The organism is Novosphingobium sp. 32-60-15 (assembly GCF_002280675.1).
GTDB lineage: Bacteria > Pseudomonadota > Alphaproteobacteria > Sphingomonadales > Sphingomonadaceae > Novosphingobium.
Genome location: NZ_NCEN01000011.1, coordinates 1 through 23,425, shown reverse-complemented (window position 1 = coordinate 23,425; position 23,425 = coordinate 1). Strand labels below are relative to the sequence as shown.

At 61.1% G+C, this 23,425-nt stretch carries 27 protein-coding genes; 15 read left to right on the top strand and 12 right to left on the bottom strand.

Translation table 11 applies throughout. From position 1 onward, the window contains the following. Positions 1-34 precede the first annotated feature (34 nt). On the bottom strand, positions 35-406 hold the full coding sequence (locus tag B7Y89_RS09835) for a MerC domain-containing protein (protein WP_292938062.1): 372 nt from the start codon (positions 404-406) through the stop codon (positions 35-37). Positions 407-542: 136 nt separating this feature from the next. Here B7Y89_RS09835 and B7Y89_RS09830 point away from each other — a divergent pair, with 136 nt between their 5' ends. From B7Y89_RS09830 to B7Y89_RS09815, 4 genes are all read left to right on the top strand, one after another. Beyond that, positions 543-1,598: a COX15/CtaA family protein gene (locus B7Y89_RS09830; protein WP_292938060.1), complete on the top strand. Its 1,056-nt coding sequence runs from the start codon at positions 543-545 to the stop codon at positions 1,596-1,598. Between the two features lie 158 nt (positions 1,599-1,756). Next, positions 1,757-2,236 (top strand): 50S ribosomal protein L13, encoded by a 480-nt coding sequence (gene rplM / locus B7Y89_RS09825; RefSeq protein ID WP_054105999.1) that lies wholly within the window; start codon positions 1,757-1,759, stop codon positions 2,234-2,236. A gap of 2 nt (positions 2,237-2,238) precedes the next feature. Further along, positions 2,239-2,787, top strand: coding sequence for a 30S ribosomal protein S9 (rpsI, locus tag B7Y89_RS09820; protein WP_292938057.1), 549 nt, complete (start codon positions 2,239-2,241; stop codon positions 2,785-2,787). A gap of 117 nt (positions 2,788-2,904) precedes the next feature. Next, positions 2,905-3,600, top strand: a complete 696-nt coding sequence (locus B7Y89_RS09815; RefSeq protein ID WP_292938055.1) for an HPP family protein — start codon at positions 2,905-2,907, stop codon at positions 3,598-3,600. A 2-nt stretch (positions 3,601-3,602) separates the two neighbouring features. Here the strand turns inward: B7Y89_RS09815 and B7Y89_RS09810 are convergent, their stop codons facing one another. After that, the gene (locus B7Y89_RS09810) at positions 3,603-4,229 is read right to left on the bottom strand and encodes an SOS response-associated peptidase family protein (RefSeq protein ID WP_292938053.1); all 627 of its coding nucleotides are present in this window, start codon (positions 4,227-4,229) and stop codon (positions 3,603-3,605) included. Between the two features lie 28 nt (positions 4,230-4,257). Between B7Y89_RS09810 and B7Y89_RS09805 the strand changes: the two genes are divergently transcribed. After that, positions 4,258-5,022 carry a class II aldolase/adducin family protein gene (locus tag B7Y89_RS09805; RefSeq protein ID WP_292938052.1) on the top strand — a complete coding sequence of 255 codons (765 nt, stop codon included), beginning with the start codon at positions 4,258-4,260 and terminating at the stop codon, positions 5,020-5,022. Between the two features lie 32 nt (positions 5,023-5,054). Continuing rightward, positions 5,055-5,570, top strand: coding sequence for a (2Fe-2S)-binding protein (locus tag B7Y89_RS09800; protein ID WP_292938050.1), 516 nt, complete (start codon positions 5,055-5,057; stop codon positions 5,568-5,570). 64 nt (positions 5,571-5,634) lie between these two features. On the opposite strand, the gene B7Y89_RS09795 is transcribed toward B7Y89_RS09800, so the two are convergent. Beyond that, the gene (locus B7Y89_RS09795; RefSeq protein WP_292938049.1) at positions 5,635-7,713 is read right to left on the bottom strand and encodes a TonB-dependent siderophore receptor; all 2,079 of its coding nucleotides are present in this window, start codon (positions 7,711-7,713) and stop codon (positions 5,635-5,637) included. 184 nt (positions 7,714-7,897) lie between these two features. Here B7Y89_RS09795 and arsC point away from each other — a divergent pair, with 184 nt between their 5' ends. After that, positions 7,898-8,239 (top strand): arsenate reductase (glutaredoxin), encoded by a 342-nt coding sequence (gene arsC / locus B7Y89_RS09790; protein ID WP_292938047.1) that lies wholly within the window; start codon positions 7,898-7,900, stop codon positions 8,237-8,239. A gap of 206 nt (positions 8,240-8,445) precedes the next feature. Here the strand turns inward: arsC and B7Y89_RS09785 are convergent, their stop codons facing one another. The 4 genes from B7Y89_RS09785 to B7Y89_RS09770 all read right to left on the bottom strand — a co-directional run bounded on the left by B7Y89_RS09785 (position 8,446) and on the right by B7Y89_RS09770 (position 11,089). Then, on the bottom strand, positions 8,446-8,574 hold the full coding sequence (locus B7Y89_RS09785) for a hypothetical protein (RefSeq protein ID WP_292938045.1): 129 nt from the start codon (positions 8,572-8,574) through the stop codon (positions 8,446-8,448). A 44-nt stretch (positions 8,575-8,618) separates the two neighbouring features. Next, the gene (locus tag B7Y89_RS09780; protein ID WP_292938043.1) at positions 8,619-9,749 is read right to left on the bottom strand and encodes a M14-type cytosolic carboxypeptidase; all 1,131 of its coding nucleotides are present in this window, start codon (positions 9,747-9,749) and stop codon (positions 8,619-8,621) included. Further along, a complete protein-coding gene (locus tag B7Y89_RS09775) occupies positions 9,746-10,339 on the bottom strand; it encodes a DUF4136 domain-containing protein (RefSeq protein WP_292938041.1) in 594 nt (197 codons plus the stop codon). Before B7Y89_RS09775 ends, B7Y89_RS09780 begins: the two co-directional genes overlap by 4 nt. 75 nt (positions 10,340-10,414) lie before the next feature. Then, positions 10,415-11,089 carry a DUF4136 domain-containing protein gene (locus B7Y89_RS09770; RefSeq protein ID WP_292938039.1) on the bottom strand — a complete coding sequence of 225 codons (675 nt, stop codon included), beginning with the start codon at positions 11,087-11,089 and terminating at the stop codon, positions 10,415-10,417. Between the two features lie 137 nt (positions 11,090-11,226). Here B7Y89_RS09770 and galE point away from each other — a divergent pair, with 137 nt between their 5' ends. The 3 genes from galE (at position 11,227) to B7Y89_RS09755 (ending at position 13,202) form a co-directional block, all read left to right on the top strand. Continuing rightward, a complete protein-coding gene (gene galE / locus B7Y89_RS09765; protein ID WP_292938037.1) occupies positions 11,227-12,231 on the top strand; it encodes a UDP-glucose 4-epimerase GalE in 1,005 nt (334 codons plus the stop codon). Positions 12,232-12,338: 107 nt separating this feature from the next. After that, complete coding sequence (ykgO, locus tag B7Y89_RS09760; protein ID WP_011446910.1) at positions 12,339-12,464, top strand: type B 50S ribosomal protein L36; 126 nt, start codon at positions 12,339-12,341, stop codon at positions 12,462-12,464. A 123-nt stretch (positions 12,465-12,587) separates the two neighbouring features. Next, positions 12,588-13,202, top strand: a complete 615-nt coding sequence (locus tag B7Y89_RS09755) for an HAD-IA family hydrolase (RefSeq protein WP_292938035.1) — start codon at positions 12,588-12,590, stop codon at positions 13,200-13,202. Positions 13,203-13,211: 9 nt separating this feature from the next. Here B7Y89_RS09755 and B7Y89_RS09750 read toward each other — a convergent pair whose 3' ends face one another. Continuing rightward, positions 13,212-14,201, bottom strand: a complete 990-nt coding sequence (locus B7Y89_RS09750) for an agmatine deiminase family protein (protein ID WP_292938033.1) — start codon at positions 14,199-14,201, stop codon at positions 13,212-13,214. Next, positions 14,198-14,332: a hypothetical protein gene (locus B7Y89_RS09745; protein ID WP_292938032.1), complete on the bottom strand. Its 135-nt coding sequence runs from the start codon at positions 14,330-14,332 to the stop codon at positions 14,198-14,200. The genes B7Y89_RS09750 and B7Y89_RS09745 overlap by 4 nt, the downstream gene beginning before the upstream one ends. 44 nt (positions 14,333-14,376) lie before the next feature. On the opposite strand from B7Y89_RS09745, the gene B7Y89_RS09740 reads away from it, so the two are divergent. The 4 genes from B7Y89_RS09740 to B7Y89_RS09725 all read left to right on the top strand — a co-directional run bounded on the left by B7Y89_RS09740 (position 14,377) and on the right by B7Y89_RS09725 (position 19,285). Further along, a complete protein-coding gene (locus B7Y89_RS09740) occupies positions 14,377-17,040 on the top strand; it encodes a glutamine-synthetase adenylyltransferase (protein ID WP_292938030.1) in 2,664 nt (887 codons plus the stop codon). Further along, entirely contained in the window at positions 17,037-17,510 is a 474-nt protein-coding gene (locus B7Y89_RS09735; protein WP_292938029.1) for a peroxiredoxin, read from the top strand. The genes B7Y89_RS09740 and B7Y89_RS09735 overlap by 4 nt, the downstream gene beginning before the upstream one ends. 38 nt (positions 17,511-17,548) lie before the next feature. Then, complete coding sequence (locus tag B7Y89_RS09730) at positions 17,549-18,379, top strand: ferritin-like domain-containing protein (protein WP_292938211.1); 831 nt, start codon at positions 17,549-17,551, stop codon at positions 18,377-18,379. Positions 18,380-18,571: 192 nt separating this feature from the next. Beyond that, complete coding sequence (locus B7Y89_RS09725) at positions 18,572-19,285, top strand: M23 family metallopeptidase (RefSeq protein ID WP_292938027.1); 714 nt, start codon at positions 18,572-18,574, stop codon at positions 19,283-19,285. Positions 19,286-19,418: 133 nt separating this feature from the next. Here B7Y89_RS09725 and B7Y89_RS09720 read toward each other — a convergent pair whose 3' ends face one another. Beyond that, complete coding sequence (locus tag B7Y89_RS09720) at positions 19,419-20,102, bottom strand: spermidine synthase (protein WP_292938025.1); 684 nt, start codon at positions 20,100-20,102, stop codon at positions 19,419-19,421. A 147-nt stretch (positions 20,103-20,249) separates the two neighbouring features. Here B7Y89_RS09720 and B7Y89_RS09715 point away from each other — a divergent pair, with 147 nt between their 5' ends. Beyond that, a complete protein-coding gene (locus tag B7Y89_RS09715; protein ID WP_292938023.1) occupies positions 20,250-21,785 on the top strand; it encodes an acyl-CoA synthetase in 1,536 nt (511 codons plus the stop codon). 128 nt (positions 21,786-21,913) lie between these two features. On the opposite strand, the gene B7Y89_RS09710 is transcribed toward B7Y89_RS09715, so the two are convergent. Together B7Y89_RS09710 and B7Y89_RS09705 are read right to left on the bottom strand one after the other, a co-directional pair. Further along, on the bottom strand, positions 21,914-22,759 hold the full coding sequence (locus B7Y89_RS09710) for an electron transfer flavoprotein subunit alpha/FixB family protein (RefSeq protein ID WP_292938021.1): 846 nt from the start codon (positions 22,757-22,759) through the stop codon (positions 21,914-21,916). Next, positions 22,759-23,425, bottom strand: a 667-nt coding sequence (locus B7Y89_RS09705; RefSeq protein WP_292938019.1) for an electron transfer flavoprotein subunit beta/FixA family protein, incomplete at its 5' end; no start/stop codon positions are given. The genes B7Y89_RS09710 and B7Y89_RS09705, both read right to left, overlap by 1 nt.

Here is a 23,425-nt window from a genome sequence, read left to right as displayed (position 1 = left end):
CTTTAGCGCGGGGATGGCGTGGTGCAAGTAGCGCTTAGTGTGCGTGCCGCATGTTGAGGATGTGCGCTGTCGCCACCAGCAGCACGCCGCTCACGGTCAACGCCACTTCTTCACTGCCATGGCCCACCGCCACGGCACCCGCCATCAAACTCAGCCCGATGCTGCCAATCGCCAATGGCAGAAACCGCCCATGCCGCAGCGCGCCAATGCCGATGGTCGCAGCGCCAATCACCAGCGCAAACACCAAACCCCAGCGGTGAATATCAGGATTGAGCAGAACACCACCGCCCACGCCCAGCATTCCCACAAGGAACAGCCCCGCCACACAATGAATCAGGCACAGCCCCGAAAGGAGCACCCCGATCCGGTCCAGCCGGGTGCGCAAGGCAAGTATGGCGTCACTCATCTGCTACTCATATATGTTATAGTGTATCATCACGCAAGGGGTGCGATCATCTCCCGTCACCCTGCCCCAAGAGCCATGCAGCCCCGACAAACAATGCCTCTTGCGCTTTTTGGGGCGCAGGAGCAGTGCCCGCACCATGTCTGATGCCACTTCGCCTCTGCTGAAATCCAACGCCCAAGCCCTTGCGCGCTGGCTGTTTATCGTCGCCTTGATGGTCATCACCATCGTCGCAGTGGGTGGCATTACGCGGCTTACCGAATCGGGTGTTTCGATCACCGAATGGAAGCCTGTTACCGGCACCATCCCGCCGATTACAGACGCGCAGTGGCAGGCAGAATTCGCGGCTTATCAGGCCACTCCGCAGTACCAGTTGATCAACGGCCCCGCTGGTATGACGCTCAGCGCCTACAAGTTCATCTTCTTCTGGGAATGGGTTCACCGGCTGCTGGCGCGCACCATCGGCCTCGTCTTTGCCGCACCGCTTGCATGGTTCTGGATCAAGGGGCGTATTCCGCAAGGTTACAAGCCCCGCCTCCTTGCACTTCTGGCGCTTGGCGCGGCACAAGGCGCAGTCGGCTGGTGGATGGTCAAATCCGGCATCGTCAATGATGTGAAAGTCAGCCACTTCCGCCTCGCCGCGCACTTGCTCGTCGCGCTGTTCACGCTGGGCGGGTTGATCTGGACCGCGCTTGATCTGGTCGCGTTGGCCAAGGGGGAGCGCCGCGCGAAGCTGGGCGGTCTTGGCGCTTTGGCCTTGATCGCGCTGCTTGTGCAATTGTTCTACGGCGCGCTCGTTGCCGGGATGCGTGCGGGCACATCGGCAGGTGGCGGCTGGTTCAATTGGGACGCATGGCCGCTGATGCAGGGCAACCTGTACCCCGCTGGCGTCGATTGGGCGCTCGGGGCATCGCACGCCCTCCTGTCAGACCCGTTCCTCGTCCACTTCATCCACCGCTGGTGGGCATGGGTGGTGGTCGCCGTGCTGGTCGTCCTCGCCAGAGCCTTGCGCCCGCTCAACCGCAAAGCTTCGGTGGTCCTCCACTCGGTCTTCGGCACCCAAGTCCTCCTCGGCATCCTCACCGTATGGAGCGGCGTAACACTATGGCTCGCCGTGCTGCACCAACTGGTCGGCGCGCTGCTGGTGGCAGCAACGGTGTGGAGCGCGCATGTGTTGGGGACGAGGCGTTTTTGACGGACTATTTTCGGGAAGGTATTATTTTACCTCTCCCAAAACACCCTGATTTGCTTGACTCTGGCGGGCATATGCAACAGAGGCGCGCTTCCTCGCCGTGATGCACAGGTATTCGCCTGCCGTGTCCGGTGGATTGAAATTCAGGGAACCGAAGCGCCATGAAGGCACTAAGCAAGGTCACCCGGTCGATTAAACCGGCCGAGGTGGTAAAGAACTGGCATCTGATCGATGCCGAAGGTCTGGTGGTTGGCCGTCTGGCCGTCGTCATCGCCAATCGTCTGCGCGGCAAGCACAAGCCAAGCTTCACACCTCACGTCGATTGCGGCGATCACGTTGTCGTGATCAACGCCGACAAGGTGCGTTTGACCGGCAACAAGCTGAAGAACAAGATCTACTACAAGCACACCGGTTATGCCGGCGGCATCAAGGAAGTGACTGCGGACAAGGTCCTCAGCGGCCGTTTCCCTGAGCGTGTGATTGAAAAGGCGGTCGAACGCATGATCCCGCGTGGTCCTTTGGGCCGTGCGCAGATGCGCGCTCTTCACCTTTATGCAGGGGCTGAACACCCGCATGCAGGCACCCAGCCAGTGGCGCTCGACGTCGCTTCGATGAACCGCAAGAACAAGGTGGGTGCATAATCATGGCCGACACCGACAACACAGTATCCAGCCTGGCTGATCTCAAGGATCTGACCGCTGCTGCTCCTGTCACCACTTCGGCACCTGCTGAAGACGGCGAAGTTGCAGCACCTGTCATCCGCACGGGTCCGCCTGCACCAATTCGCGACCGCGAAGTTGATGCGCAGGGCCGTTCGTATGCAACCGGCCGCCGCAAGGACGCCGTTGCCCGCGTATGGCTCAAGCCCGGCTCGGGCAAAGTCACCGTCAATGGCCGTGACCAGCAAGTCTATTTCGCCCGCCCAACCCTGCGTCTGGTGATCAACCAGCCGTTCCAGGTTGCCGGTCGCGAAGAGCAGTACGACATCGTCTGCACCGTCAAGGGTGGTGGTCTTTCGGGCCAGGCCGGCGCGGTAAAGCACGGTATTGCCCAGGCCCTGTCGAAGTTCGAACCCGAACTGCGCAGCGCCGTAAAGGCTGCTGGCTTCCTGACCCGCGATCCGCGCGTCGTTGAACGTAAGAAGTACGGCAAGGCCAAGGCCCGCAAGAGCTTCCAGTTCTCGAAGCGTTAATCTCGCGCGGCTTCTGCCGAACGAAATCAAGGGGCTGGCCTTCGGGCTGGCCCCTTTTTTCTTGTCTGTCCTGCTTGGGCAACCGAAAGAGCATGGTAGATGAGAGGAAGCTGCCAGATGTTCAAACTCCCCCGCCCGATGGCCATTGGACAATTGCGCTTTGGCGGGCGTCTGGGCTGGGCGCGTGGTGCCACAGGTGCGCTGATCGGCGTCGCTCTGGCGGCTGTGTTTGGCCTGTCATTGCCCGATACCTACCATTGGCCGTGGATTATTGCCCCGATCGGAGCATCCGCCGTGCTGGTCTTTGCGGTTCCTGCCAGTCCTTTGGCGCAGCCTTGGTCGGTACTGGGCGGAAGCATGCTTTCAGCATTGGCAGGGCTCATTGTCGGCCATACCGTTGCGGTGCCCATGCTTGCATCGGGCCTCTCCGTCGGCATCGCCATTGCGGTGATGACATATACGCGCTGCCTGCACCCGCCCGGCGGCGCCTGCGCCATTGTCGGCGCGCTGGCGGCAAATGCTCCTGACGGCGGCTGGCTTGGCCTGATGCTGCCACTGCTGCTGAATGTCATCGCGCTGATCGGCGCAGGCTGGCTCTACAACAATCTCACCGGCCACGCATGGCCTCACACCCCCGTTCAAGCACCACCAACACCGGAAATCGGCTGGGCAGGCGCTTACGAAAGAGCCGACTTGGATGCCGTTCTGGAGGAATGGGACGAAGTCCTAGACGTGAACCGCCAAGACCTTGACGCGTTGTTCCGCGCGATTGAACGCCGTGTGCAGCGTCGTTGGGAGGGCGAGGGCAAATAGCGTCAGAACAAGCTTGCCTGCGCTGGCGGTTCCTCCGGATACGCAACCTCCATCATCGCCGCATCGGGATAGCCGCGCTGCATCGCCGCCGCGCCCGCACCGTCTGCCGAAAGCCAATGATCCGCATCCTCAGCCGATCCAATAATCACCGGCATCGCCTTGGGATGAATGCGGCCGACCATGTCATTGGGCGCGCAGGTGAGAAACGCGAACCGCGCGCCATCCTCCGCCTGTCGCCACAGTCCTGCAAAGGCGAACAGCGGCTGGTCCTTCAATCCAAACCAATGCTTGCGTTTGCGGCCCGTCGCCGGATCTGCCGCTTGCGACCATTCGGAAAATTCGGTCACCGGCACAAGGCATCGCCGAGCCGGATCAGCCAGTGCCGCGCGCCACATGGGCGAGGCAAGGTTGCGGATATTCGTCACCGGGCGCTTCACATCACCAAACGGCGGCCAGCCCCAACGCATCGTTTCAATCCGCCGTGCGCCTTCATCGGCCACCAGCACTGGCGCATCGCGGTCGGGGTATATTTCGTGAAATGCGGGCAGGTTCATTTGCGCATTGGCTACGGGCGCAAACATCTGCGCGATGGCTTGCACGTTGCCGGTCATGCGATACAAGTTGCACATAGCAATCAATATATCCGGAGAGCGCGCGATGGCCACCCAATTGCGACCCAATGTCGAATGTAGCGATGCCGAATGGCAGGCACGGCAGGATCTGGCTGCGTGTTACCGGATTTACGATCATCTTGGCTGGTCGGAATCGATCTACAATCACATTTCATTGAAAGTGCCCGATGAAGAGGGCGCGTTCCTGATCAACCCGTTCGGCCTGCTGTACAGCGAGGTGACCGCGTCCAACCTCGTCAAGATCGACATTGATGGCAATACGCTGGATGGCAGCCCGTATCCTGTAAACAAGGCAGGCTTCACCCAGCACGCCTATTTCCACCGCCACTTGCCCTGGGCACACGCCATTTCGCATGTCCACACCACCGCGACGATGGCCGTATGCAGCCTTGAAGAAGGGCTGATGCCGGTCAATTTTTATGCCTGCAATTTTGCGGGGCAATTGGCCTATCACGATTTTGAAGGCGTCACCGTACGCGCCGAAGAGGGTGAGCGCCTGCTGGCCAACTTGGGCAACAAGCGCATCCTGATGCTGCGCAATCATGGCCCTGTTGTACTCGCGCCCACTCTCCAGATGATGTTCCTGATGCAGTGGAGCCTGCAGCGCGCCTGTGAAATCCAGATGGCGACGCTGTCCATGGGCCAACCGGTGGTGCGTGTGCCCGATGACGTGGTGGCCGTGCACCAGCGCGATCTTGGCCAAGTGAATGCAGGTGGCGCCCCCGGCGCGGCGGACTTTGCCGCATGGACCCGGCGGATCGACAAGATTGATCGCAGCTGGCGGGATTGATCGCAGGGGCTTCTCCGCGCTAAGCCCCGCCCATGGCCCGCCTCACCGTGAACAATCAGCCCGTCCAGTATCGTCTTGAGGACGATACGCCGCTGCTGTGGGCGCTGCGCGATGGCGCAAACCTTACCGGCACCAAATATGGCTGCGGCACGGGGGAATGCGGCGCGTGCATGGTCATCGTCGATGGTCAGGCCATGCCCAGTTGCACGCTGCTGCTGGGCGAGGCTGAAGGCCGCAACATTACCACGATCGAAGGGCTTTCGTCTGATCGTTCGCATCCCGTGCAGCAAGCGCTGGTGGCCGAGCAGGCCATCCAGTGCGGCTTTTGCACGCCGGGCATAGTCATGGCTGCTGCCGCCCTGCTAACGGCCAACGCCAATCCGGCCGACGAGGATATCGCCAGGGCCATTACCAACATCTGCCGCTGCGGCGTCTACCCCCGCCTGATCCGCGCCATCCAGCGCGCCGCCCGCGTGTTGCGCGGCGAAGAAACCATCAGCGCCGCCCCGCCGCCTGCGATCACCGCACCGGGCGCGGGGAAACTTTGAAAAGTGTGACGCCCTCCCCCGGCAGGAGGGTGGGGGTACCGGGGGAGGACGCCAGCGGGGGGCTCTAAAACTTGGCCTTTACCGAAATACGCGCGTTCAGCGGTTCGCCGGTCGAGATATTGTTGTCGGTATGCGCCGCCGGGAAATAGTCGGTGTCGGTCAGGTTCTCGACATTCAACTGCACCGAAAAGCGGTCTGAAACATCGTAGAACACCGCTGCATCAACGCGAGTGAACGCAGGCAGCGTCACCGCATTGCTGATGGTGGCAAAGCTGTCCGATTGATGCGTGACGCCCAAGCCGATGCCGATCTGCCTGGTCACGTCATAGCGCGTCCACGCGGCGAACTGGTGGCGCGGCAATTGCGAGAGTTTCCGGCCAGCAGGCGCAGCGGTCGTTTGCGAGCGAACCTCGCCATCTTGCAAAGTATAGCCGACGCTGACTTGCAAATCAGGCAATACGCGGCCTGCCAATTGCAGTTCGATGCCCTTAGTGCGGGTCTTGCCGGAGAGTTCTGGCAAGCCGGTGACCGGATTGTTAAAGCGCGAATTCTCGCGATCCAGCCGGTATGCCGCAGCGGTGAAAGCAAGGCCGGGATTGATGTCCCACTTCACGCCCGCTTCAAGGTTTTCGAACTGCTCGGGTGCCAGAGTTGCTTGCGTGGGGTCCAGTGCACCAAACTGGTCGCCCGATTGCGGCAGGAAGCTGCGGGTGAAACTGCCGTAAAGGCTCATCGACGCTTGCGGCTTGATCACCACGCCAAACCGTGGCGACCATCTTTTGTCAGTGCGCTCAGCCGCCACACCATTGATGGCATTGCGCCCGGAGATGCGGAATTCGTCAAAGCGCACACCGGCAACCAGTTGCAAGAACGACGCCAGTTCAACCTGATCCTGCACATAAGCAGAAAGCGTACGAACATCGGTGCGCGCATTGTTCGTCAGCGCGCCATAGGTGAAGGCTGGCATGACGATGCGTTCCGCCAAGACCACTGTAGCGCTGTTGGTGCTGCGACGGGTCGAGAGCGTGTCTTGATCCGCTGCCTCGACCCCTGCCAACACCGTATGGCCAATGCCGCCGGTCTGGCCGGTCCAGACAAGGTTTGCCTGCCCCACCCAGCTATTTCGCAAAGTGCCACTGTCATAACCCGCGAGCGCAACCGTGTTCGCGGCGCTGACAGGTCCGCTGGCGAAGACATTGCCGTAAAGCTTGTCGGTGTGGCTGTACTGGCCCAGCACATTGAAGCTGAGGTTATCGGCCAGATCGTGATCGACACGGGCCTGCGCGATGTGCGCCTTTACCGTGGCGATGTTCAGATCAGCGCGGCCAAAGAACGTATCGTCAAAACCGGTAAGCGGCCTGCCGCCGACCGATGGCACACCGCGATCGGTGATGCGGCGGTCATCGTCGTAATTGTACGCCAGTTCCACCCGCGTCGCATCGCCGGGTTCAAATGCCAGCGTCGGGTTCACGCCGATGAAGCGGCCTTCGAAGTCCTGCCGGTGATTGTCGAATTCTTCGTATGTCGCGTTGAGCCGCCCGCCAACCGCTTCGGAGAAGGGCTGGTTCAAATCGGCGGCCAACGCAAATGCGCCGAAGCTGTCGACATTGGCGCTCGCCTGGCCCTTTGCGCGATCAAGATCGGGCGTCTTGCTCACGCGGTTGATCACCCCGCCGCCGCCGCCACGGCCAAACAGCAGTGCATTGGCGCCCTTCAGCACCTCGACGCGTTCGATATTATACAGCGAGCGGTAGTATTGCGTGTCGTCGCGCAAGCCGTCGAGATAGAAATCGGCGGTGGTGTTCTGGCCGCGCAGGGTGATCTGGTCGCGGTGGCCTTCGCCCTGCCCCAGCACCACGCCCGGAACATAGCGCAGTGCATCGCCCAGTTGCGTGATGCCCTGATCATCCAGTTGTTCGCGCGTCAGCACGGTGATCGTCTGCGGCACATCCACCAGCGGAGTCGGCGTCTTCACCGCATTGGCATCAACCGGGCGATAGCCATCAGCCGTGCCTGTCACCACGATCACCGGATCGGCAAAACCTGCATCTGCGGGAATCAGCTCGTCTGCATAAGCCGCAGCCGGAGCCAGCGTGGTTCCGGCCAAAAGCAGGCTGGCAAAGCGGTACATCGGACGGTTCACGGCAATTCCCTGATTTGATTATCATTCGCAAGAAGGTAACTATTGCGAGGCAATCGCATTTGCAAGGGAATAATTGCGAATTTTTCGCAATAAGCTTGATCTGGATCAATGCAGTCCCAAACGGTTGGACTTGCGGCACCTTCGCAACAGGTTAAACGCCTGTTCGGAATAAGGAGCAGCAGCAATGAAGGCGACGATCTGGCACAACCCCGGCTGCGGCACATCGCGAAATACCTTGGCGATTCTGAAAGATGCGGGCGTCGATGTGACGGTGGTCGAGTATCTGAAAAACCCGCCTGCCGCTGGCAAACTGGCGCAGCTTTACCGCGATGCCGGGATTACCCCGCAGCAAGGCCTGCGCTTGCGCGGTACTGAAGCGGAGGCGCGCGGACTTCCACAGGCTGACGATGCAACCGTGCTTGCCGCCATGACCGCAGAGCCCAAGCTGATTGAACGCCCGCTGGTGGAAACAGACAAAGGCGTGCGCTTATGTCGTCCGAAAGAGAAAGTGCTGGAAATTCTTTAGACAGCCAGAATAACGGTGGCGCTCACCGCTTTCGACGTACGGTGCCCAATTTTCGTCACCCTGAACTTGTTTCAGGGTTCATCTATCCACTCACACGACGGTGAATGTTCAGAAATGGACCCCGGATCAAGTTCGGGGTGACGGGGTTAGGGTGACGAGAGTGAAGCAAGCGGAATGAAGGCCGGTAAAGACCGGCCATCCGTTGATCAGAACGGCAGCGAATTGCCCGCGAGGATCAGTGCAGCCGCGCACCCCAGCACAACCACTTTGCGCGCAAAATCTTGCAGCGCGAACGCTGGCAATGGCGATTGGATCAGGGCGATGGCGCGTGTCATGCAACATCATTGCGCCGCCAGCCTTTAACAAACCGTAAAGGCGGTCAGTCTTCCAGCCATTCGTAAAGGGCAGCAAGGCATTCGCGCGCCAAAAGCTTTGATCGTTCCGGGCTCCACCCTCGGGCGGCGCAAGGCAGATCGTCGTTGTCCTTGAACGGCATTTCCAGCGTCATCGCCACTGCACCGAATCGCTCCGCCACCTGATTGGTCGACATCGTCAGATTGGCGCGGCCCGCTCCCGCCGTCGGATAACCCCGCTTGGTCTGGAAATCGGGCGTCCGCCGCTCAAGGATCTGGCGATAGCGGGTATAGCTGGCCCCTTGTGCCTCGGTCCACGACGGGATGCCTTCGAACCCGGCAATGAACACATAGGGAATCGCCTCGTCGCCGTGCACGTCCATTGCGAAATCGACGCCGGTCGCATCCATCGCATTGCGGATTGCCAGAACTTCGGGAGACCGTTCGGCGCTGGGTTCACGCCATTCGCGGTTGAGGTTTACGCCTGCTGCATTGGTGCGCAGATGGCCACGGCATGATCCGTCCGGATTGGCGTTGGGCACCACATGGAACCGGCAGCGCTGGCGCAAGGCGCGCGCATGCGGATCGGCAGGGTCGGTCAGCATATCCAGCGCGCCTTCCATCCACCATTCCGCCATCGATTCGCCAGGATGCTGACGCGCATAGAGCCAGACCTGCTTCGGTCCTTCACCCATCGACAGACAATCGATCGGTTGACCTTCGATGCTCAGGCCCAAGTTGCGGTATTCCACGCCCTCACACGCCGCCGTCTGCGCCACAAGATCATGATGCCGCTCCATCGAATAGGGAGCAAAATAGGCAAACCAGCAGGTGCCCGCCTGGGAGGTGTGACGGATGGTCAGCGTCCCGCCGTCTTCCTGCGGGTCATACGTGGTATCGGTACGGCCCCAATATTCGCGGTCTTCTGAAAACACCGCGCGATAGGCCGGCCAGCCACCGGGATAGGCCGATGCGCCAAGTCCGGTGATCTTGAGCGTTAATTCCCGACCGCCTGCACCATCGACACGGAAGTGGAACCATTGGAAAAACTCGGACGCTTTATCCTTGCGGATCGCCAGCCGCGCGGTTGCGCCCTCAACAGAAAGGACTGCGATATTGCCGGAATCAAATGCGGCATTGATGGAAATGTCGGTCATTTTACGCTGATAGTCTCACCCGAGGTTCCGGGGAAGCCTGTGAACAAGGCATGCGCCAGACGCGGAGCCGTCAACGCAGGCGCGGCTTCCTTGGCCTTGGCGTTTTCACGCGTTTCGGCACGGCCTTCCCACAGCGCCTCACCGCTCACCCGGTCCCGAATGCGCACCGATAGACGCGTCAACACCACATCCTTCGGTCCGCCGCCCAGATTGAAACCCAGACCCACGCCCAGCCCGCTGCCCCAGCCGCCGGTCTGCCCGCCAACGCCAACACTGACCGGTCCCCGCCGGTTTTCGCGCCGGATCGTCTCGCGCTCGACCATTACTTGCGCGATGCCATCTGCCGCGCCGGGTGTCGCACTGCCAAAACCTGCTGCGGTCAATTCGCGCACCACCGCTTCGCGCCACAAGCCGTCTTCAAGGCTGGCCGGATCACTTCCCGGTGCCAGTTCAACGATAATTGCGGCTCCCTTCAACCGGGGCAAGGTCTGCGCGGTGTGAAAGCGCGTCACGTCAACAGGCGCAGGCTTTGCGGCCAGCGGCGTGGCAATCAGCACCGCAAGGGCAAACGTGGCAGCAAAGCGTTTCATTGGCAGGCATCCCTCAATTCGGTGGCAAAGATGGCTGGCGCGCCGACCTGCCGCAATGGCAAATGGCACAATCGGTTACCCGACGGGCGCAACCACGGTTGCATCTTCAAACTGCGCGAATAGTGCGGAGGCCAGACGCGCCGCCACTGCACCGTTGTTCAGCCCCTCATCATCCTCACGCGTTTGCGCCTCGGCATGGCCTTCCCAAAGCACGCGGCCCGACGTCTTATCGCGAATGCGCACGTCCAGCCGTGTTGCCACAATCGCCTTGCGCGGCTTGGTCAGGTCCACATTCAGCGCCATCGCGGTGTAATTGCCGCGGTTGGAAACGCCCACTTCCATCGCGCCCGAAACCGGCTTGCGCTTCACTTCTTCGGGCACCACCACGTTGTGGGTAATACCGATCTGCGCAATTTGCCCGCCTTCTGCGCCGCTCACCGCTGTGTCATATCCCAGCTTGGCCAGTTGATCGACAACCGCTGCTTCATAAACCGGTAGCTTCCATTCGGCTTCAGCACCCGCCGCCGCAGCCACGGTTATTGCACCCTTGCCCAGAAGCCCGCCTGAATCACTGGAACGGAACGCTTCGACAGCGATTCTCTTGTCTGGCTGGCCCACTCGCCGCCCGTCATCCTGACGCAAACGCTGGTCCATCATCGGCCTGCCCCAACCGCCGGGCACGGGCTGGGCCTGTGTGACCGCTGGCATAGACAGGAACAGGGCGCCGCCCAAAAGCATTTTGGCATTCATTCGGATCAACCCCTTAACGACTTAGGCACGGCCCATCGCGTATGCATAGGCACCTGGCGCTGTCGCAGATATGAACGCCCGCAAGCACGGACATACAAGGCCGCACATAGCCTTGTGCGAATTGGAGTAACACGTTGATGACCAAGGTTCCCGTTCTCGTCACCGGCGGCGCAGGCTATATCGGCAGCCACGCCGTGCTTGCTCTGAAGGACGCAGGCTGGCCGGTTTGCGTGATCGACAACCTTGTGACCGGCTTCCGCTTTGCCGTGCCAGAAGGCGTGGCCTTCTATGAAGGCGACATTGAAGACGCAGCGCTCGTCGCGCGAATCATCGCCGAACAGGGCGTCAAGGCCATCATGCACTTTGCAGGGTCTGTGGTCGTGCCCGAATCAGTCGAAAACCCGCTCAAGTATTATCACAACAACACCGTCAAAAGCCGCGCATTGATCGAAGCTGCTATTCAAGGCGGGGTGCCGCACTTCATCTTTTCGTCCACTGCGGCGACTTATGGCATCCCCGAGGTTTCGCCGGTCCATGAAGACAGCGCGAAAAACCCGATCAATCCCTACGGCATGTCCAAACTGATGACCGAGGCGATGCTGGCCGACGTATCGCGCGCCCACCCGCTCAACTTCTGCGTCCTGCGCTATTTCAACGTTGCTGGCGCCGATCCGCAGGCACGCACCGGCCAATCGACGGCAGGCGCCACGCATCTGATCAAGGTGGCGGTCGAGGCTGCACTGGGCAAGCGCGAATCGGTTGGCGTATTCGGCACCGATTTCGCAACGCCCGATGGCACAGGTGTGCGCGATTACATCCACGTCTCCGATCTTGCCGCCGCCCATGTCCTTGCGCTTGAGGCACTTGTCGAAGCACCAGAACGCTCGCTCACCATGAACTGCGGCTATGGGCGCGGCTTCTCGGTGCTTGAAGTGCTCGATGCGGTAGACCGCGTCACCAACCGCAAGATCGTGCGCAATATGCAGGGCCGCCGCGCTGGCGATCCTGATGCGCTGATATCGGACAACCGCGCAATCAAGGCCACGCTGCCCTGGCAACCGGCCTATGCCGATCTCGATACCATCGTCATGCATGCGCTGGCTTGGGAGCGTAAGCTTGGTGAAATTCGCAAGGCCGGATAAGAGTCTTTTGCCGTTAAGTGCCGTGAACGGTTGACTTGGGTGCACGCCCTCTTTAACGGCCACGCTTCAGTTTTCAGCCCGGTCAGCTTCGGGCAAAGGGATTCGACATGAAGATTCGCAACAGCCTGAAGTCGCTTAAAGACCGTCATCGCGATAACCGCGTGATCCGTCGCCGTGGCCGCGTTTATGTGATCAACAAGACCCAGAAGCGCTTCAAGGCGCGCCAGGGTTAATCGAACAAGTTTCGGTGCAGTCTCGCGACGGCGGGGCTGCACCGGAAACACGGCAGGCTTCTTTAGGAAGCACGTTGCCCCCGCCCAAAAGCGGGGGCGCTGTCGTATGTGGGGCACACAAAGATGATCGAAGCAGTCGTCTGGGACATAGGCCGCGTGCTTGTCGAGTGGGATTTGTCGCGAATCTACCGCGATGCCATCCCTGACGAATCGGACCGCCGCCGATTCGTGACAGATGTCGTGTCCGAACAGTGGCACATGCAGCACGATGCCGGCGTCTCATTCGCAACCATGGTCGCTGCCCGCCAGGCGGAATTTCCCCAATACGCTGATCTGATAGCGCTTTACGCCACGCAATGGCTTGAAAGCATCCCCGGCCCGGTCGCCGGGACTCACGATCTGATCAAGCGCCTGACCCGGCGCGGCGTGCCCCAATACGCCATCACCAACTTCGGCGTTGATGCCTGGGACTTGTTTCGCCCGACTTTCCCCATCCTCGATCACATGCAGGACATCGTGGTTTCAGGTGTCGAGCGTCTGGTGAAACCCGGCGAAGCCATCTTTGAACTGGCCGCACAGCGCTTTAGCCGCAGCCCTGCATCAATGCTGTTCATCGATGACAGCGCCGCAAACGTCGCCACGGCTCGGCAACTGGGATGGACAGCACATCACTTTACCGGCGATGCGGCGGTCCTTGAGGACCAGATGGTGCAGTTGGGTTTGCTGCTAACCTCCTGATCGCGCGGCTTAAACCGCCGGCATTTGCTGGCTGGCGCAGTGGAAGCCGCCACCGCCAGCCAAAACCGCATCGCCCGTCACGCCAATCGTCGCGCGGTCCGGGAACAGTTCGGCAATTGCCGCCACGCCATCGTCATCATGGGGCGATCCAAATATCGGCACGACCACCAGATTGCTGGTGATCACAAAGTTCATATAGCTGGCGGGCTGGATCATATCGCCCCATTCGATCCGCCCCGGTGATGGCACTTCGGCCACGGCAACGCCCGCCGCCAGCGCGCGCGCCTTGGCATCGGCATAGATCGCGGCGTTCGGATCATCCGGCCCGGTGGCGCGCGGCAGGGCCAGCCGGTTGGGGGCTACAAACCGCGCCAGATTATCGACATGGCCATCGGTATGATCGTTGATCAAGCCATCGCCCAGCCACAGAACGCGGTCATAGCCCAGATCGCGCAAGAGCCGCGCTTCCAGATTGGCGCGGGACAAATGCGGGTTGCGGTTGGGATTGAGCAGGCACTGGCCGGTCGTCACCACAAGGCCCGTGCCATCGCCGTCCAGCGCGCCGCCTTCCAAAATCCAGTCGGCCTTGGCACCCGTCTCAAGCCCTGCAGAGGCCGCCAGATCCGCTCCGATTTCCTGATCACCGGGCATGAGATACTTCTCGCCCCAGCCGTTGAAGCCGAACAAGCGCGCCTGACGGTTCCCCGCTTCATCCAGCACCACCAACGGCCCTGTATCGCGCAGCCACACGTCGCCATAGGTCCGCCGCTCCAGCGTGACTGCCGCTGAAACCAGCGTTTTGGCGCGCATTTCATTGGCGGCATCGCGCACCACCAGCCGCACGTGCTGCCCGCTATCGGCCACGGCATTGGCAAAAGCGGCAATCTGCTCTTGCGCCCGGCCAATCACACCCGACCATTCTTCGGCAAGGTGCGGGAAGCCGACCCACAGCCAGTCCTGCGGGTGCCATTCAGGCGGCATGCGAAAGTTTGCAGTCATACGTAAGGGTATCCGGCGTTCTGGGTGTTGGCGGCTGCCTTAACGGCATACGCCGTCAGGTGGAACCACCAGCAGTACCAATCGCGATCAGTCTGGTGGATTCGGGTTGGAAACAGGATTGCGGATTCCATCACGCTTGATCCTCCCGCACATCACAGGCATTCCCCCGTTTGAAATGACCGACTTTGCAAACGCCCTAGCCCGCGCTCGTGACCATGCCCCGTTCCTGTCCATGGCGCTGGGCCGCTTGCCCGATCTTGAAGCGATGCTGTCCGCAGGCGATGTGGAACAAGCGCTTGTCCAGGCAAAGTCTGCAGGCGAGGGCATTGAAGACACCGCCGTGGCATTGCGCCGCGAACGGCTGGCACTGTCGCTGGTTCTGGCGATTGGCGATCTTGCGCACGCCTTTCCACTGGGCCGCGTCATCACCGAATTGTCCGATTTTGCGGACCGCTCGCTTGACCGCGCGATCATTGCGGCAATTCAGCGGCGTACGCCGGATGCACAGCCTGCGGGCTTTTCTGCCATCGCGCTGGGCAAACACGGCGCGCAAGAACTGAATTATTCGTCCGACATTGACCCGATCCTGCTGTACGATCCTGAAACTCTGCCCCGACGAGAGCGTGATGATCCTGCCGAGGCCGCGCAGCGCATTGCCCGCGCGTTGATGGAAATCATGTCGAACGTCACGGCGGAGGGATATGTCTTCCGCGTGGACTTGCGCTTGCGTCCCGCATCCGAAGTCAGCCCGCTGGCCCTGCCCTTCGAAGCAGCCATAACCCATTACGAATCAAGCGCTTTGGCGTGGGAACGCGCAGCTTATATTCGCGCGCGCGCGGCATCGGGCGATATAGCAGCAGGCCAATCCTTCCTTGATACGATCCGCCCCTTCGTGTGGCGGCGCAGCCTTGATTTCGGCGCGATTGCCGAGATTGGCCGCCTGACCACGCGCATCCGCGATCACTATTCCGCAGGCCAGGCGATTGGCCCCGGCTATGACCTGAAGCGCGGGCGTGGGGGCATCCGAGAAGTCGAATTTTTCGCGCAAACGCATCAGCTTATCCACGGTGGCCGCAACCCCGCATTACGTCTGCGCGGCACACGGGCGTCGTTGAATGCACTGGCCCACGCCGGGATCATTTCGGGCGAAGATGCTGAAGTCATGGGCGAAAGCTATGACCGCCTGCGCACCCTTGAACACCGCTTACAGATGGTATCCGACCAGCAAACGCACTCGTTGCCGACCGACCTTGCCGCGCTCGACAGCGTGGCAAAGCTTGAGGGCCTGCCCGATGGCGCTGCATTGGTTCGCGAATTGACTGATATTTCGGACGTGGTTGGCCGCCGTTTCGATGCCTTGATCGAAACGTACGCCCCCACCGGCGCGGTCCCGGTCGAAGCTGTCACCGTGGCGGATGAATTTACCGCGCGCATTGATGCGTGGGAGGGCGGGCAATACCGCTGCTTGCGCTCTGCCGAAGCGCGCGAGGCGTTTGCCCGTATCCGCCCGCAATTGCAGCGCGCACTTGCCGATGCCCCCGATCCGCCGCGTGCCTTGCTGCGATGGGAACAATTGCTTGCCGGACTTCCCAGCGCAATCAACGTGTTCCGCCTGCTCGAAGCCCGCCCTGGCTTGCTCGCGCTGGTCATGCGCATCTTGGCTCATGCACCCACTCTGGCCGATGAACTGGCCCGCCGCTCGGACTTGCTCGACACTCTGATTGATCGCTCTGCCTTCGATTTGCCCGGCAGCGTTGACGATATCGCGGCTGAACTTTCACGCGGCGAAGCGGGCGATGATTACCAGCGCCTGCTTGATACCGTGCGCGTCCGTGTGGGCGAAATGCGCTTTGCGTTGGGCGTGCAACTGATCGAGGGCGGGCGCGATCCGCTTGAAGTTGCAGCCGCGTTGTCGCGCGTGGCCGAGGCGGCGATCCAGGTTCTAGGCCAAGCGGCGATTGACGAATTTCGCCAGAATCACGGCGATGTTCCGGGCAGTCATCTCGCCATCCTTGGCCTTGGCCGCTTGGGCGGTGCTGCGCTGACACATGCTTCCGACCTTGATCTGGTGCTGCTGTTCAGTGGTGATCATGAAGCAGAGTCTGATGGCCGTCGCCCATTAGGCGCAACGTTATATTACAATCGCTTGGCACAGCGGGTCATCGCCGCTCTGTCAGTACCGACGGCGGCAGGTGCCCTGTACGAAGTGGATACGCGGTTGCGGCCATCGGGCGCGCAAGGGCCAATTTCCGTGAGTTTTGATAGCTTTGAGCGCTATCAGCGCGAAGAGGCGTGGACATGGGAGCATATGGCCCTGTGCCGTGCCCGCCCGATGTTCGGCACGGCACCGGACCGTGATCTGCTGCAACAGACGATTAGCCAAGTGCTTGATCTCCCACGTGATCCTGTAAAGCTCCGCGCCGAAGTGCTTGACATGCGAACCACCATGGCCGGGCACAAGCCGCCCAAGGGGCCGCTTGATGTAAAGCTGGCGCGCGGGGGGCTGGTCGATATCGAATTCATGGTCCATTTCCTGCAACTGCGGGACCATGCCGCGCGCACGCCAGACCTTGGCGAGGCCATCTTGACGCTTGAAAAGGCTGGACTTTTACCGATCGGCCTGCACGCTGCGCATGATTTGATGACGCGCCTGCTGGTGGTTGTCCGGCTAGTTGCCCCCGATGGCATGTTCCCGCCAGAGGCCAGTCGCGGCATTGTGGCATTGGCTTGCGGGCTGGAAAGCTGGGATTCGCTGTTGGATGCGGTGCTGGCAGCGCGGCACACAGTCGCGGCGGCTTGGGACCAACTATTTGATATTGCTTTGGAGATTGCGGGATGAGCGAGCGACTTGGAATTGGCGATGCGTTTCCGGACATCGCGATGACCGCACCTGATGGCGGTGTGGTAAAGGCTTCCGGTTTCGCGGGCAAAAAATTGGTAGTGTTCTTTTACCCGAAGGACGACACTCCTGGGTGCACCACAGAAAACAAAGACTTTTCAGCGCTCTATGCAGATTTCGCAGCAGCAGATGTGGCAGTTTTGGGTGTGAGCAAGGATCCACCGAAGAAGCATGTGAAATTTGCTGAAAAGCATGGCCTGACCGCACCACTGGCAAGCGACGCCGAAGAAGGCGGCGTGTCGGATGCTTTGGGCATCTGGACCGAGAAGTCGATGTATGGCCGCACCTACATGGGCATGGAACGTACGACCTATCTTGTTGATAAGGATGGCAAGATTGCGCAAATCTGGAACAAGGTAAAGGTAAAGGGCCACGCGGACGACGTTTTGGCTGCTGCAAAAGCGCTGTAATTTCAAACAGTTGCAAAAAGGTGGCGCAAGTGGGCGTTATGGTGCCGGAAAGTTGGCAAAGTGGCACGGTCCGGTCCAAAAGTCGCCGTTCTGTGGGCGATGTTGTCCGTGCAGCGCTGCTTACTGCCGATCCGGCCGCAAAAGTCATGGCAACGCGCGAGGCCTTCCGGATGTGGCGCGCGGGGCAGTTGGAGTTTGCTTTCGACTGCCCAATGCCTGACGTCCCTGCCCGTCCCGCTGCTCCGCAATTGCTCCACCCCGGCGCAATGCCAAAGCGCGGGCGCGGATCGGCGCATGGGCGGCTCGCACTGATCCACGCGCTGGCGCACATCGAATTCGTGGCGATGGATCTGGCACTGGATGCCGCCGGGCGATTTGGCGCGGAAATGGGGCATCAGTTCGTGGAAGACTGGCTGGGCGTTGCGGCGGACGAGGCGATGCATTTTGCGCTGCTGGCGCGGCGGCTGCGCACACTGGGCAGCTTTTACGGCGCGATGCCTGCGCATGACGGTTTATGGGACGCCGCGCGCGATACCGCCTATGATGTGGCGGCGCGGCTGGCGATTGTACCGATGGTCCTAGAAGCGCGCGGGCTGGATGTGACGCCCGGTGCCATCAGCAAGTTTGCGAACGCAGGCGATGAACGTACCGCGCGCGTGCTGCAACGAATCCTTGACGATGAAATTCGCCATGTGCGCTTTGGCACAATGCATTTCGTCGCAGTGTGTGAAAAACGCAGCGAATCACCGCCCAAAGCTTGGAAAAGGCTGGTTGCGCGCCATTTTCACGGGGCCGTTAAGCCGCCGTTCAACGACTCAGCCCGCGATCAAGCCGGTCTATCGCGCGAATTCATGGCAGGGGTTGCCTAAGCGCAACACCATCTACTACCCCCAATTCACGAGATGGCGGGGGGTTCCGACCAACTCTGAAATTTCCCAGGCGGCAGGCTTCTTTCCCTGTCGGTCGCCAACAAACGGGTTCGCACTGGGGGTCAGCGCGCACCGGATTGAATGCCACAAGGCATCAACCGGAACGCAGATTAAAAGGTCGTACGGGTCTCAATGTTGTTCAACAGCAAAACCTTCAAGACTGCTCTCGGTGCCTTCGCAGCCGTTGCCTTCTTCTCTTCCGCCGCTCCTGCGCTGGCCAACAGCTCAGCCTCAGCCGATATCGCTGCTCCGCTTCGCGCCGCCGAAGCTGCAAAAGCAGGCGTCTCGGTTGACAGTGGCGATCAGGAATTCCGCCGTCTTTTCGCCAGCTGGCAGCAGCTTGATAACGGCATCCTGCCATCGGCCAGAACAACCACAGCGCGCCGCGCCGGCGTATCGATCCCGTCATTGGCTCCGGTTACCGTGTCATACCTGTCAAGCGGATATGGCATGCGCAATCACCCCGTTCTGGGCGGTCGCCGCGCACACAAGGGCATCGACCTTGCGGCCAGCACCGGCACCCCGATCCGCGCAAGCGCCGATGGCGTCGTTGAAAAGGCAGATTGGTTCGGCGGATACGGCTTGTTCGTGCAGCTTGATCATGGCGGCGCGATGGAAACCCGTTACGGCCACATGTCACGCGTTGCGGTTGCCGAAGGCCAGCAGGTCCGCAAGGGCGACGTGATCGGCTATGTCGGCTCAACCGGCCGTTCAACCGGTCCCCACCTGCATTATGAAGTCCGCGTGGCTGGTGAAGCGGTTAACCCCGTTCCTTACATGCAGACCAATGGCGACAAAGTTTATGCCAGCAACGCTGCCACAGATGGCCGCGGCGGCCCTGAATAAGGCACAATTGCCTAGACTTGCATCTTGGAGAGGATGCTGAAAAGGGCACCGGCGACGGTGCCCTTTTCTTTTGGTTTCAGACGCTGTGTATGCCCACCCCCAGCCCCTCCCGCAGGTGGGAGGGGAGGCTGGATCAATCCCGCGCGAACCAGATCACGTGCTTTGCGCCTTTGCCGTTGCTTCGGGCGCGCACTTCGATTTCCTCGACATCAAACCCTACGTGCTTCAAGCGCACGGTGAAGTTGGGGTCTTTGGCGGCGGACCAGATGGCCAGGACACCGCCGGGGCGCAGCGCGGAGCGGGCAGCGCGTAGGCCTCGTGTGGAATAAAGCTGGTTGTTGGCCGCGCGGACAAGGCCATCGGGGCCGTTGTCGACATCCAGCAAGATCGCGTCATATCCGGTGCCGCCGACGTTAAGACCATTGGCGCGGATGACATCGGCCACGTCGGTCATCACCAACCGCACGCGGGGATCATCCAGACAACCGGCGGCAAGTTCTTGCATCGGGCCGCGCGCCCATTCGATGATTTCGGGCACAAGTTCCGCGACAGTGACATGCGCGTCCTTGGGCAATTTGGCGAGTGCGGCGCGAAGCGTGAAGCCCATGCCGTAGCCGCCGATCAGCACGGCGGGGCGTTGCGCGCCGCTGATCCGCGCAAGGCTTTGGTCGGCAAGCGCAATTTCCGAGCCGCTAAGGCGGCTGCTCATCAATTCGTTGCGATCAAGCACGATCATGAAATCGCGGTCATGGCGATAGAGGCGCAGCTCTTCGCCGCCGGGCACTTGCGCGGTGCCGATCAATTCGCGCGGGATCACGGACAAGCTCCTTGGTTGGTCGCGCCCGCCTTAGGCGCAAAGGACGGACACTACAAATGGCGGTTGCGTTGATTAAGCGATCGGTTAAACTCTGCCATGAACGCGGCCCTTCGAGACGCTGCGTCGCCCTTTGAGAGGATTTGGCCGGTGCAGCTACACCCGACGTATCATGCCGCCCGCAATCCATCCCGCGCTGCCATCATCATGGGCGGCAGCGGCCGGGTGTTGACGTATGGCGAACTGGATGCAGCATCGAACCGCTTTGCACAACTGATGCGCGCGCGCGGGCTGCAAGTTGGCGATACGATTGCGATGTGCCTTGAAAACACGGCGGACCTGTTCACCGTGGCGTGGGGCGCGCAGCGCGCGGGGCTGGTCTATGTGGCCATATCCGAGCGGCTTACAGCGCCGGAAATCGCCTATATCCTGCGCGATAGCGGTAGCCGTCTGGTGGTGGGATCAGGCCATACCGCGGCACTGCTGGATGAAGCGGCCGGCTTTGTGCCCGAGATTGCGCAATTGCGCTTTGGCGGCGGGCTTGAGGAGGAACTGGCGGGAATGCCTGACACACCGGTTGCCGATGAGCGGGCCGGATGTGACATGCTCTATTCGTCCGGCACGACCGGAAGCCCCAAAGGCGTGCGGATACCACTGCCGGATGACCCCGCGATCGGCGCGGCCAATTCGTTGGTCGGCCTGGCTACACAGGCGTTCGGGATTGGCGGAGATGCGGTCTATCTATCGCCCGCGCCACTATACCATGCCGCGCCGTTGCGCTGGTCGATGACCGTGCAGCGATTGGGCGGGACAGTGGTGGTGATGGAGAAGTTTGATCCGGAACAGGCCCTTGCCCTGATCGAGCGGTACAAGGTGACCGACAGCCAATGGGTCCCAACGCATTTCGTGCGGATGCTGAAACTGCCCGAAGATGTGCGCAACCGTTACGATATGTCCAGCCTGAAATGCGCGATCCATGCCGCCGCGCCCTGCCCCGTACCGATCAAGCAGGCGATGATCGAATGGTGGGGACCGGTCATACGGGAATACTATGCGGGAACAGAGGGCAATGGCTTTACTTATATTTCCAGCGAGGAATGGCTGAAGCGTCCGGGGTCTGTGGGGCGCGCGTTGCTCGGCACGATCCGCATTTGCGATGAGGCGGATGACGAGGTTCCAGCGCGGACCGAGGGGCAGGTCTATTTCGAGGGCGGCAGCCCGTTTGCCTATCACAACGATCCCGACAAGACCCGCGACGCCACCAACAAGCACGGCTGGACCAGCCTTGGCGATGTGGGCTGGGTGGACGAGGACGGGTTCCTGTTCCTGACCGACCGCAAGAGCTTCATGATCATTTCGGGGGGGGTGAACATCTATCCGCAAGAGATCGAGAACCTGTTGGTCACGCATCCCAAAGTGGCTGACGTGGCGGTGATCGGCGCGCCCGATGCGGATATGGGGGAGCGCGTGGTGGCAGTGGTGCAACCGCGCGACATGGCCGAGGCAGGGCCAGCACTGGCAACGGAATTGATTGCATGGCTGGCGCCGCAACTTTCGCGGATGAAACTGCCGCGCCAGATTGATTTTCGTAGCCAATTGCCGCGTGAGCCAACGGGCAAGCTGTTCAAGCGGCTGTTGCGCGATGAATATCGTGCGCTGGGTCAGGCAAGTGCGGTTGTGGTCTGATGCCGTGTCAGTTGCATAAAAAAAAGGCCGACCCGAAGATCGACCTTTGAAAAGTTTGGGAGAGGATGCCTGAAAGGCAAGTTCCTTTTGGGGTTTTCAGGGTTGCCCCGCAAGTGCGAAGGACGGAGTTACAGTTGCATGGGATGCAACCGTCTTGGCATTTGGCTGCCTGAAACAAAAAGGCCCTTGCTGTCCTTCATGCCTGCAAGGTGCTGGATCGCGCCCGAGATGCCGACCGCGATGTAGACTTCGGGCGCCACGATCTTGCCGGTCTGGCCGACCTGATAATCGTTGGGCACATAGCCTGCGTCAACCGCAGCACGGCTTGCGCCGATGCCTGCGCCAAGCTTGTCGGCCAGCGGCGTGATGATCGCCTCGAAGGTCGCGGCGTCCTTCAACGCGCGGCCACCCGATACGATGATCTTGGCGCTGGTCAGTTCGGGGCGTTCGCTCTTGGCAATTTCGGCGCTGACGAAAGTGGACAGGCCGCTGTCGGCGCCTGCGCTGACCGCTTCGATGCTGGCGCTGCCGCCGGTCGCGTCAGCCTTGGCAAAGGCGGTGCCGCGCACGGTGATCACCAGCTTGGCGTCTGTGCTTTCCACCGTGGCGATGGCGTTGCCCGCATAGATCGGGCGGGTAAAGGTCTTGGGGCCTTCGACCGAGAGGATGTCGGACACCTGCATCACATCGAGCAGCGCGGCAACGCGCGGGGCGACGTTCTTGCCGGTGGTGGTGGCAGGCGCGACGAAGCCGTCGTAATCCGCCATCAGGCCCGCGATCAGCGGCGCAAGGTTTTCTGCCAGTGCATTGGCATAGGCTGCGTCATCGGCCTTGAGCACTTTGGCAACGCCTGCGATTTGCGCGGCGGCTTGGGCCGCGCCGTCACAGCCTGCACCCGCGACCAGCGCGGTCACTTCGCCAAGCTGCGATGCAGCAGTGATTGCTGCCAGCGTTGCGTCTTGAACCTTGGACATCAGGCTACTCCCATTTCCTTGAGCTTGGCGACCAGCGTATCGACATCGGGCACCTTGATGCCTGCGCTGCGCACGGCGGGTTCGACAACCTTGAGCGTCTTGAGGCGCGCGGCGGTGTCGACGCCGTAATCAGCGGGCGTCTTGTTGGCCAAGGGCTTGGACTTGGCCTTCATGATGTTGGGCAGACTGGCATAGCGCGGCTCGTTAAGGCGCAAGTCAGTGGTGACCACAGCGGGCAGCGCCAGCTTCACCGTCTGCAGACCGCCGTCGATTTCGCGCTTCACGACAACCGAATCGCCTTCAACCGTGACTTCGTTGGCGAACGTGCCTTGCGGACGGCCCAGCAGCGCGGCGACCATCTGGCCGACCTGGTTGCTGTCATCGTCAATCGCCTGCTTGCCGGTGATGATCAGGCCGGGGGCCTCTTCATCGGCAATGCCCTTGATGATCTTGGCGACCGCCAGCGGCTCAACCTCGTCATCACACAGCACCAGAATCGCACGGTCAGCGCCCATCGCCAGCGCCGTGCGCAGCGTTTCCTGCGCCTTTTGCGGGCCAACCGATATGGCCACAATCTCGGTCACAACGCCCTTTTCCTTCAGGCGAATGGCTTCCTCAACCGCGATCTCGTCAAACGGGTTCATGCTCATCTTCACGTTCGCAAGA